At 26.3% G+C, this 10973-nt stretch carries 9 protein-coding genes, 1 tRNA gene and 1 pseudogene; 7 read left to right on the top strand and 4 right to left on the bottom strand.

Translation table 11 applies throughout. From position 1 onward, the window contains the following. Positions 1-64 precede the first annotated feature (64 nt). Both AYC61_RS11195 and AYC61_RS11190 read right to left on the bottom strand, forming a co-directional pair. Complete coding sequence (locus AYC61_RS11195) at positions 65-1297, bottom strand: copper amine oxidase N-terminal domain-containing protein (protein WP_066501969.1); 1233 nt, start codon at positions 1295-1297, stop codon at positions 65-67. A 46-nt stretch (positions 1298-1343) separates the two neighbouring features. Then, positions 1344-3368: a methyl-accepting chemotaxis protein gene (locus AYC61_RS11190; protein WP_066501972.1), complete on the bottom strand. Its 2025-nt coding sequence runs from the start codon at positions 3366-3368 to the stop codon at positions 1344-1346. A gap of 754 nt (positions 3369-4122) precedes the next feature. On the opposite strand from AYC61_RS11190, the gene AYC61_RS21275 reads away from it, so the two are divergent. Next, positions 4123-4219, top strand: a tRNA-Sec gene (locus tag AYC61_RS21275). A gap of 458 nt (positions 4220-4677) precedes the next feature. On the opposite strand, the gene AYC61_RS11185 is transcribed toward AYC61_RS21275, so the two are convergent. Then, a complete protein-coding gene (locus AYC61_RS11185; RefSeq protein WP_066501965.1) occupies positions 4678-5349 on the bottom strand; it encodes a hypothetical protein in 672 nt (223 codons plus the stop codon). 612 nt (positions 5350-5961) lie between these two features. Further along, entirely contained in the window at positions 5962-6651 is a 690-nt protein-coding gene (locus AYC61_RS11180; protein ID WP_066501961.1) for a hypothetical protein, read from the bottom strand. 276 nt (positions 6652-6927) lie between these two features. On the opposite strand from AYC61_RS11180, the gene AYC61_RS11175 reads away from it, so the two are divergent. The 6 genes and pseudogenes from AYC61_RS11175 to AYC61_RS11155 all read left to right on the top strand — a co-directional run bounded on the left by AYC61_RS11175 (position 6928) and on the right by AYC61_RS11155 (position 10930). Then, positions 6928-7407 carry a hypothetical protein gene (locus tag AYC61_RS11175; RefSeq protein ID WP_066501959.1) on the top strand — a complete coding sequence of 160 codons (480 nt, stop codon included), beginning with the start codon at positions 6928-6930 and terminating at the stop codon, positions 7405-7407. Positions 7408-7438: 31 nt separating this feature from the next. Beyond that, positions 7439-7804 carry a hypothetical protein gene (locus AYC61_RS11170; RefSeq protein WP_066501955.1) on the top strand — a complete coding sequence of 122 codons (366 nt, stop codon included), beginning with the start codon at positions 7439-7441 and terminating at the stop codon, positions 7802-7804. A 309-nt stretch (positions 7805-8113) separates the two neighbouring features. Beyond that, positions 8114-8449: pseudogene (locus tag AYC61_RS21580) on the top strand (glycosyltransferase); the annotation flags it as partial. 269 nt (positions 8450-8718) lie between these two features. Further along, positions 8719-9669 carry a DegV family protein gene (locus AYC61_RS11165; protein WP_066501951.1) on the top strand — a complete coding sequence of 317 codons (951 nt, stop codon included), beginning with the start codon at positions 8719-8721 and terminating at the stop codon, positions 9667-9669. Between the two features lie 12 nt (positions 9670-9681). After that, positions 9682-10116, top strand: a complete 435-nt coding sequence (locus AYC61_RS11160; protein WP_066501946.1) for an NUDIX hydrolase — start codon at positions 9682-9684, stop codon at positions 10114-10116. Between the two features lie 124 nt (positions 10117-10240). After that, positions 10241-10930: a type 1 glutamine amidotransferase gene (locus AYC61_RS11155; protein ID WP_066501944.1), complete on the top strand. Its 690-nt coding sequence runs from the start codon at positions 10241-10243 to the stop codon at positions 10928-10930. Positions 10931-10973 lie beyond the last annotated feature (43 nt).

The following is a 10973-nucleotide window of genomic DNA, read 5'->3' as shown; positions in this document are numbered from 1 at the left end:
CACAGATTAATTTATATTACCGAATTTGGCTGTAATCTTTTTAATAACTTATCTGTTTTTTATCTTACTCTACTTTAGTAAAGTTTTTTATTAGTTCGTTAAATTCTTTTTCTGTCATTCTAGTCCACATATCATAATGGACTCCAAAAAGAGTATCTGTCGTTCTAATATTTTCTACTCCTTCATCATTCTCTATTGTGTATTCATAAGTTAATTTGCTGCCATCATTCTTAAATATCTTCAAGTACCCTGTAGAAGAACAACCTTTTTTAAGAGTAACTGTATATGTAATATCTGAATACACAGCAGTTGTTTGTAAGTCCGTAGAAGCTAATATACCTGTTCCATCCTCATTAAATTTGTATAATGAAACTCCCTCATAACTTCCATCTTCACTTGACAAGCCCCAATAACCAATAAATTTCTTAACAATTTCTTCATTGGTTGGCTCTTTCTTTATAAGTTTTACTTTTCCTTCAACAATTTTTCCATCTTTGAACTGTCCAACATACTTATCACCATTCTTCAGAGTTAATGTTCCGGATCCATCCATTTTAAAATTTTTCCATTGACCTTCATAAACAGAGCCATCTGTCCAAGCATACACACCTTGTCCTTCGATTTTTCCTTCATGCCATTCACCATCATATTTATCACCAGTGCTGAAATAATATACTCCTTTTCCTTCTTCAACACCATTTACCCAATTTCCTTCATATCTTGAACCATTTAATGCGTAATACACACCATATCCATGCATTGTACCATTTGATAACTCACCTTCATACTTCAAACTTCCATCTTCATGATATAATTTCTCAGTATTTAAGCTATTTTCACTAATTTCAACTGTTCTAGTTTCTTTGTTCCAATTAACTTTTGCTCCTAAAGATTCTGCTATAAATCTCACTGGCACATAAGTTCTTGATTCTATTAGTTGTGCTGGTACTTCAAGAGGTACATCAGACCTTTCATTCTTTTCATTAAAAATATATCCTGTTTCAGCACCAATAGTTAGATTTATCAATATATTTTCCTTAGTTGCAAATACTGTTTGTGTTACATTATCCCATTCTATTTCAGCACCCAATTCCTCAAAAATCTTGCGTAGCGGTACTAATGTTCTACTATCTTTTATAACAGGTGGATTGTCAAAATTAATTGTTTTCCCATTTACAGTTACTTTTATTTCTTCATTAGCTAAAACATTTAGTGTAAAAATATTAGAAAACAATATGATTAAAAACACAAAAATGGGTATAATATTTTTTATATTATTTTTGATATTACAATTCATTACAATTCACTTCCTTATGTTTATTTACTATTTACAATAAAAAGCATCAATATTTAAATTTGGAAATATTCTCCTGCATTTCTTGAGCTAGATTTGCTAAGCTTTCACTGGCATTTGCGATTTCCTCCATTGATGCGGTTTGCTCTTCTATAGATGCAGAGGCTTCTTGTGTTCCAGCTGCATTTTCTTGAGATATAGCAGATAGATCTTCGATAATAACGATAATTTTATCCTTCTTATCTTTCATTTCTTCACCTGATTGATTAATGTTTTTTATTACCTCTTGCATATTATCAACAGCTTCAGAAATTCCTATGAACTTATTATTAGTCATATCTACACTCTTTGTTTGAGAGTTTAGTATTTTATCTATTTCCTGAATTTTATTTACTGCATATCCTGTTTGGGTAGTTAACTCCCTAATAATTTGGTCAATCTCTTCTGCAAACTGATTAGACTGTTCGGCTAATTCTCTTATCTCTTTAGCTACTACAGCAAAACCTCTACCTGTTTCACCAGCTCTAGCAGCTTCTATAGCTGCATTTAATGCTAATAAATTTGTTTGCTTAGCTAAATTTTTTATCATTTGACTATCATTTTCAATTTTCTCAGCACTTTCATTGGTATTAATAATAATTTTTTTTATCTCTTTTGATGCTGTATTGTTTTGATTTGTTTTTTCAACTAGCATTTTTAATAGATTAAGTCCCTCGTTTTTTAATTCATTAACTTCACTTGTAGAGGTATTTAAAGTTTCAATATAATTATGGTTTTTTTCTATTAAATCACCAAAGTAGCTAATATTTTCTACTCCTTCTTCTGTATCCTGAGCTTGATTACTTGCACCTTTAGCGATATCTTCAATTGTTTTGGCTACTTCTTCAGCGGCTGTAGAAGTCTCCTGGCTAGTTGCAGTTAATTCTTCTGAAGCAGATGTAACCTGTTGTGCACTATTTGAAATTTGGTTTACAGTATTTCGTAGACCTATTAAAATTTCATTAAAGGTTTTTGATAGTTTTCCAATTTCATCTTCTTTATTTATCAATTCCTTTGGTATATCTTTTGTAAGATCTAAATTAGCAATATTATTACCATATACCACTAATTTTTTGATAGGTTTTGCTAGTGATTTACTTACGAAAAATATTAATAAAAACAGAACAGTTATTCCAATGCTATATGCTATAAGCATTAGTTTTCGTACCATCAAAATACTTTCATCAAATTCTGACTGTTCTATAACAGCACCTATTGACCATTCGTTAACTTCTACTGGATAATAGGATGCATGTTCAGTCATTCCTTGGTAATTATAAACATATGTACCTTTATTCTGCTTCATCATATCTCTTACTATATCGCCTATTTTACCTTCCTGTTCTTTTACCTTTGAATTTAAAATATAATCACTATTAGGATGATGTACAATCATTCCTGCTTTACTTACTAAAAATACGAAACCATTTTGTCCAATTTTATATTCCTTTATAATTGAAGACAATTGATCTATCATCAAATCAACACCGACTGCACCTAAACTTTGCTCATTATTATTATAAACAACTTGTACTATACTAATAACCATTTTACCAGTTACTGAGTCGATGTAAGGTTCAGTAAATAAAACTTCTCCTTTCTTTAATTTAAGAGCTTCTTTATACCATGGTTTTTCATTAATATTCCATGTATTAGGGCAGTTCCGTTCGTTATGACCTACTAAATAGCTAGCATCATGTAATCCTAACCATACTAATGCAAGATTTTTGTCTGTTTTTTGTATTTGTTTTAATGTTTTAATTACATCTTTATAATTTTCTTGAGATCTGATTTCATCTCTATTTGTTACGCCAGACATAAATTTTATAATATCTTGATTTGTAGCCATTTGCTCTACTAATGTTTTATTATTGGAAAAGAATTCGTTGGCATGATTTGCTGCAGCCTTTGCTTCGCTAAGTAAATTGTTATTATTTAATTTTATAACAATGTCTTCAACACTGCGATCTATAAATATCCCAGAAATTACAAAAACAATCAGTACTGTAAATAAAACCGAAACTAAAATTTTCATAAAAATACTTTTATTGACAAACTTCAAATAAATCACGCCCTTTTATCCAGATTATTTAGGGTAAAGTCACCCGCTTCTATAAGTTGTCTATTAATCAGGTGGAAGAGATTTCTCATCTGATTTCACGTTGTTTAGTATAGAGTTTAATTCACTTATAGGATTATGTATAATAAGTAATTATTTTTATATGTAAATTTTTTTATTTATCATTATAGTTATAGATTCAAAATTTGTAGATGTAAGCTTTTCAATAATAGGAGTAGCTAGATTTTTTTATTTTATCGCTATATTAATTAATGCTCTACTTATTACCTTATTTATTTTTTAGGTAAACATTGTTATTATTTTCTTGAATTGTTATTTCATCTAATTACTATTTCGTTTCCTCCTTTTCATGTATATTTATTAAATTATTTGACTAGTTCCTCCTTTCTTTGTTAATATAAACCATATTTTGACAATAATTAATAATAAAATTTAATTAATTATTACATAAAATTATTTATTTTATAAGATTCTATGTATTATTGAAATATTCCTTCTATTTCGACAATATTTTCTCTTATTTTCGATCGTAATCTTATGTATAATTATAAGGTGCTTTTATAAAAAAGTTAAATATATAAAATCAAGTAATTATAGAAATAATATGAGCATCAGTAATGACATTATTATATAAATTAAACAATAATTACCGTTGACAGATAATTTTAATGTGCTATAATATATGAGTCGCAATATATTTTTTGTTTATGGGGGTAGATGGTGGCTGGTGTTGCCTCTGGTCTTCAAAACCTGTATGGGGCGTTAGGAGCGTCCCGGGTGGGTTCGATTCCCACATACTCCCGCCATATTAAATGACACCTTTTGGGTGTTTTTTTGTTTTTCTAACATAAATTATATTAAAAGCTTCATTAAATGAGATAGATTATTTTAGTAGCTTTGATATAAAAAGTTGATTATTAAAAAAATAATAGAATTGTGAGTAGTATTTAGATTTGTTATATATGAATAGAAGGTATAAGAAAAGAAAAGATTTGAAATAAGTAACATTGTTTAGATTAGGCTTTACTGGACAATAAATGGATAACTAGTTTAAATATACATAAATATAATGTCAAATTAGTATATATATAATAAAAGAGAGTAGTTATCTTATTAAGGAAAGGTATAAAGTATAGAATTATGTACAGTTAGTATTTTTTAGGTAAGTTTTTACGCTTGTATAATATGTAATAAAATATACTAGCATATATAGTAGCTAGTATAAAAACTGTAAACAATTAAAATGTTTATTTGATAAGGATAATTATATATTTTTTTTATGTAACATTTGCTTGTTATATTTTTTTATGCATTTTTCTAATAGCTCCATGTCACTTATATTATTAGTTATTTTTAGGAAGGTTTCAAAATCATTCTTTTGATTTTTTGCCTTTGTAATTTCACCAAGATAAAGTAGATTTAATATTTTTATCATTATAATTTTGGAAAAATCAAAGTCAAATAATCTGTGTTTTTGTGATATCTCTATTGATTTTCCACAGTATTCTAATGATTTTTTATAATATTTAAATTCATAAAGGCCATTACAGAAGTTACACATTATCTTAATTAAAAATTCTTCGCTTTTAAGATTATGTAAATTAGAACTTAATACTTCCTTGTATTTAAAGAATTCTTTTTCGTATCCAGTTTCTATATAGAAACACATTAAAGAGTTAATTATTTTGAAATGAATTTCATTTTCTAATTTGTTAGGCTTTATTTTTTCTAGTAATTGTATTGCAGTATTTTTCTTGTTACAGGAATAAAATTCAGTTAGAGCTTTAATCCATTCATGAAATAATTGATCTCCATTATCTTTCCTTTCTATAATTACAGAAGATAAAAAGAAAGCTTCCTCATATTGAAGATGGTGAATATGCCTAAAGATTTCTTGTATATTTAAGATTGCCTCATCATTTGCTTTTATTAACAAAATAAGATACCCCTTCCATTAAAGTTTTAATCAATATAATAATACCACAAAATATATAATGATACAATATAATACATATAATAAGATTATTTTGAAATTTAGTGAAGAATAATGTAAAATAAGGTTTATTCATTTATCAAAAAACAATCTTTGAAATTATGTTATATAGTGAAATATATACTTTGGTAAACTTATAATATACCCCATAATTATAATAGTCATGGTTTAAACATAATGATATATTTGGGGTAGATAGTAGCTGGTGAATATATGAAGAAATAAAAAGGCAGTACAAGACTATAAAAAACAGCAAAATGAAGATATAACATTAAGCCAAATAAATACAAGAAGTATTTAGAACTTTTAAGGGTAGAACGTAAAGAATTTTTTGCGGTTGGTGAAACAAAAACGAAAATTCAATTGCAATGCTGGCAGCATGTCCTACTTATAGGAAGATATAAATACCGCCAGTTTAACTGGTGAAACTATTTCTACCTTGCACTGCCCTAATACAAATGTTTTTATTAATGGCTAGTTGGAAGTATTGAAAGCAAAGATATATATTTACCAGTAATTATAGTAGTTAGTACAAAAACTGAAAACAATGGGCTGCTATATAGTTTTTTTATTAATGATTTTTTCATTATTTGCCACCTCCTTGTAAAAAATTTTTAAAGTTTTTTCTAAATACTTCTTGTCACTTATAGTATTGGTTATTTTTAAGAAGGTTTCATAATCTTTTTTAAGATTTTTTGCTTTTGTAATCTCTCCAAGATAAAGTAAACTCATTATTTTTATTATTAGGAGTAAGGAAAAATTAAAGCCAAATAATCTGTATTTTTGTGCTATCTTTATTGATTTTTCGGAGTATTCTAATGATTTTTTATAATTTTTGAATTCATAATAACCGTTGGTAAAATTGCACATTATTTTAACTAGGAGTTCTTCGCTGTCAAGTTTATGCAAATTTGAATTTATTTCTTTCTTGTATTTTAAGAATGCTTGTTCGTTTCCAATTTCTATGTAGAAACACATTAGAGAGTTAATTATTCTGAACTGGATTTCATTTTCCAATTTATTAGGTTTGATTTCCTCCAATAATTTTATAGCTGTGTTTTTATTGCCATATGTAAAAAATTCAGCTAAAGCTTTAACCCATTCATGAAATAATTGGTCTCCGTTATCTTTTCTCTCCATAATTTCAGAAGATAGAAGGAAAGCTTCTTCGTATTGAAAATTGTGAATAAGCCTAAAAATTTCTTTTACATTCAATATCATATTATCATTTACTTTTACTGACAAAACAAGTTACTCCTTCCTCTTTAATCTCAAATAATATTAATTATACCATATCAAAGAGTGATATACAATATATAGATGAATTAGAATTCTTTTTACAATTGAGCGAATGATATCCAATAACGTATATAAGTAGTATAATTAACATGTATAAAGTAGTACAATAATAAAAATTCTTGAATATAATATAAAAAAGATAATTATTTTACTTTACAATTATATACAATAATGGTATTATAATGTTAGGTGTGCTATTTTGCATATAGTAGGTGATAAGAATTGAATAAAGAAACTGATATTAAGGATATTTTTATTGAAGATAAACCCACTAAATTTGCTTCTCTAGGTTGGAGATGTGTATATACAACAATATGTTGGTTAATACTAGGTAATAATATATCATCAGATAGAAGTTTTATAGTTTCATTATTTATATTTTCTATGCCTTTATTTATGGATTATTTAAAATTCATACCGATTAAAAAAAGAGGATGGCGTATAGTAGTTAGAAGACTTGGTATATTATTATCAGGTATATGGCTCAGTTTAGGAGTTTTAGGATTACTTGATATTATAAATATGTGTAAAATTGAGAGTGATGTATATTTCGAAATAAGTAAAAATTTTATTGTACTTAATAACTTTAGGATTTCAGCTAAGATTATTTGGTGTTTAATTGGTCTAAGTGTATTTTTGACTTTGATAGATTATATCGCTTATGAAAACCCTATAGAAAAAAGGGTTAATAACAAAAGATGATAGATTATATAAATGGGAAGGGAGCTTATATATGGATTCATGGATGGTCTTATATGCTATAGGAATTATTTATTTTGCTGTAGTAATAGGAATTGTAATAAGATGTTTTTCAAAGGATGATTTAAAAGAAGTCGCTTGGCTTTCAATTATAGCACCTATAGTTGTTATTTTTATAATAATCACTGTTCTAATTGATATACTAACGGAAAAAGAATATTATTTTAAAACAAGATTATTAAACTTATGTAAGGCCACATGGTTTTATTTGAGAATTTTTCCAGTAACTATTATTATTTTTTTAGATGAAGTTTCTAAATCAGGAATATTTAAATGGAATAGAACACGAAAAGATTTAATGTATTATTATAAGAATAAATATATTCGATTTTGTTCATAACCTCTACTTTTAAGTAGAGGTTTTTTATATACTAGGAAAGTAAAATTTTTTAAATATATAAAACTCTAGTAATCTTAGGTGTACAAGAGATGAACATAAGTAGATACTTGGACATATATTGAATTATGAAACGGTGTGTTGCAATTACTACGTAATTGCTTCCGTTGTTAAAAATAGATAAAGACTTTTGAGGAGTGTATTTAATCAAAGCTATCTTAATAAAGAGCTCATTATAATTAATGAAAGTAATGATGATATTTATGAAAAAATTTTGCTTTAAATAATAATAAAGTACGTGACTGTTATTATTTAAAAACTCCAAGAAATTTAGGATTTCCTTTAGCTTTAAATGTAGGTGCATATCTGGCAAAGGGACAGTATATAATTTTTAAGGATAGTATAAAAATTAGCAACAAATATAGATATGAAAAACAAATAGATTTTTTGAAGAATAATAACTATGATGCTGTAGGATCATATTATTATTCTATTGTAGGAAGGAATTATGGGGGCATATATACTTTGATGCTTACAGCAGATATAATTAACAAAACTGCGGGCTTAAATCAATATTATAAAGGAAGAGAAAACTTTGAATTTATAAAACTTATTCAAAAAGACTTTAAATTAAAATTATTCAAATAGCATGCTACTAATATTATATAAACAATTAATTTATAATTAACATTCACTAACAAAAGTGGATGTTTTTTTTTAATAACTGTTTTTAATGAAATAATAGAAAGTATTTTCAGCATTATTAAATATCAAATTGACAAAATATAAATATATAAATTAATTTAAATACTTCTTTTAGAAATAAAGTTGCTATGATAATATAAATATAACAATACAAACACAAAAAACATCAAATAATGACTAAACAAATCGAAAAAATATATGGAGGATAATATATGATAAAAATAATGGCTGATTCAACATGTGATTTACCAAAGGATATTATAGATAAATATAATATATCAATAGCACCACTTATTGTTAATATTAATGGAAGGTCATATAGAGATAAAGTAGATATTACAGCAAATGAGTTTTATGAAATGTTTGCCAGTTTAGAAAAGAATCCAACAACCTCTATGCCAAGTCCAGATGAATATTTAAAAATAATTAACAAAGCAGTAGAAGAAGGTTATACTGAAATATTATGTATTTGTATGTCTAGTGGGACAAGCGGAGCTTATCAATCAGCTGTTATTGCTAAAGACTATTATTTTGAAGAATATCCTGATTCAAATGTAAAAATACATGTAGTAGATTCAAAATCTATGAGTCATGGTAGTGGTTGGTTAATCTTAAAAAGTGCAAGAATGAGAGAAAATGGAGCTACTTTTGAAGAATTAGTTGAATTTAATGAAAAATATAAAAAAAATATAAAACATTTTTTATCAATAGATGATTTATCACATTTAATAAGAAGTGGTAGATTATCTAATGCTAGCGCTTTTATAGGTAAACTTTTAAAACTTAGACCAATTATGACTATGAAGCATGGAAAAGGTTCTATTGTAGCAAAGGAAAGAGGAGAAAAAAAGGTACTAAAGCATTATATAAGCGAATTTATAGATAGAAATGATTGGTATCTTACTGATTTTATAATTATTGGTTATACATCTGCTATTGAGGTTGCAAATAGATTAAAAGATAAAATTTTAGATGAAACCAAATTTGATGGAGATATTTATATAATGCAAATGGGTGTTGCAGTTGGAACACATGTTGGTTTGGGAGCTATATCAATGTTTTTTCTAGAGAAAGGTCATAAAATGGATAACTTATTATTTAATCGTATGCATGAATTAATGGAGAAAAAGAAAGAATTCATAGGGAAATTTAAAAATAAGTAAGGAGATAGTTAAATGTTAAAGGTTGATTTTTATGATTTGAATGAAATTGATGATAGTATGTTAGAATTTGTTGTTATAGAAGCTATATATGATAATAAATGGTTGTTTGTACAGCACAAAGAACGTCAAACTTGGGAAATACCTGGTGGGCATATAGAAAAGGAAGAAAATCCTGATCAAGCAGCATATAGAGAACTTTACGAAGAAACTGGTGCAGAAGATTTTAATATTATTCCTGTTTGTATTTATTCTGTTGAAAATAATAAACAAAAAAGCTATGGTAAATTATATTTTAGCTTAATAAAAAAATTAGGTGAATTACCTGATTTTGAAATTAAGAAGGTTTCAACTTTTGATTATATGCCAAAGGATATTACTTATCCGCAAATACAGCCATATTTACATAATAAAGTAATCGAAACTATTAATAATAAGTATAAACATTAATTATTTAGCCTTGATTATTCATATAACTTTGAATAGTATGCTGTATAATTTTTTATGAATAATCTGGGTTTAATAAAAGTATGTCTGTTTAGCAAATTTACTTTTATGCTTTGGGGGGAGAATAGTGCTATTAATTGTTAATTGCAATTTGCAAAATTCAAAAATAGAAAACTTTAACGTTAATATAAAAAAATCAATTAGAAACTCTAAAATTGATTATCAAATTATTAATGCAAATGACTTGGAAAACTTAAAAAATATCGACCAATATACCCACTTGATTATATCTGGTTCTAAGGCTTCAGCGTTAGATAATAATATATGGGATGTAAATCTAAAAAATATTGTGCATTATTTTATAAATGAAAAAAAGGCTGTTTTGGGTATATGCTATGGTCATCAATTTATTATAAAATCTATACTAGGATTAAATAATGTTAGAACAACACAAAAACCTGAAATAGGATTGGCAAAAATAAATATTATCCAAAAAGACAATATTTTGTTCCATAATATGAATGACATATATAGTTTTGTTTTTCACTATCAAGAAGTTTTTAATTTAACAAAAGATTTTAATGTATTAGCTAAAAATAGTAATTGTAATATACATGCATACCAATATAAAAGCTTACCTGTTTGGGGAGTACAATTTCATCCTGAATTTGATTCATTTTCATCTAAAGCCATTTTACATGAAGTAAAAAACTTAGAAGTTATATCTGAAGAAGCTTTTATAAATGATTTGATTAAAGATGAAGATATGAAACAAAATTCAATAATATTTGAGAATTTTTTAAATGTGAAACCGTAAAAAATGTAGCTTATATTGATATTGAACTGACCTATGTCAAGTA

Origin of the sequence: Abyssisolibacter fermentans (assembly GCF_001559865.1) — a bacterium.
Lineage (GTDB): Bacteria > Bacillota > Clostridia > Tissierellales > MCWD3 > Abyssisolibacter > Abyssisolibacter fermentans.
Note: the sequence above shows the minus strand (reverse complement) of the source record. Positions and strands in the feature narration are given on the sequence as shown.

Bases quoted from the DNA above. Each gene is read 5' to 3' on its own strand.
- AYC61_RS11195 (WP_066501969.1), bottom strand. From the start codon at position 1,297: ATGAATTGTAATATCAAAAATAATATAAAAAATATTATACCCATTTTT.
- AYC61_RS11190 (WP_066501972.1), bottom strand. From the start codon at position 3,368: ATGAAAATTTTAGTTTCGGTTTTATTTACAGTACTGATTGTTTTTGTA.
- AYC61_RS11170 (WP_066501955.1), top strand. From the start codon at position 7,439: ATGGATTCATGGATGGTCTTATATGCTATAGGAATTATTTATTTTGCT.
- AYC61_RS11165 (WP_066501951.1), top strand. From the start codon at position 8,719: ATGATAAAAATAATGGCTGATTCAACATGTGATTTACCAAAGGATATT.
- AYC61_RS11160 (WP_066501946.1), top strand. From the start codon at position 9,682: ATGTTAAAGGTTGATTTTTATGATTTGAATGAAATTGATGATAGTATG.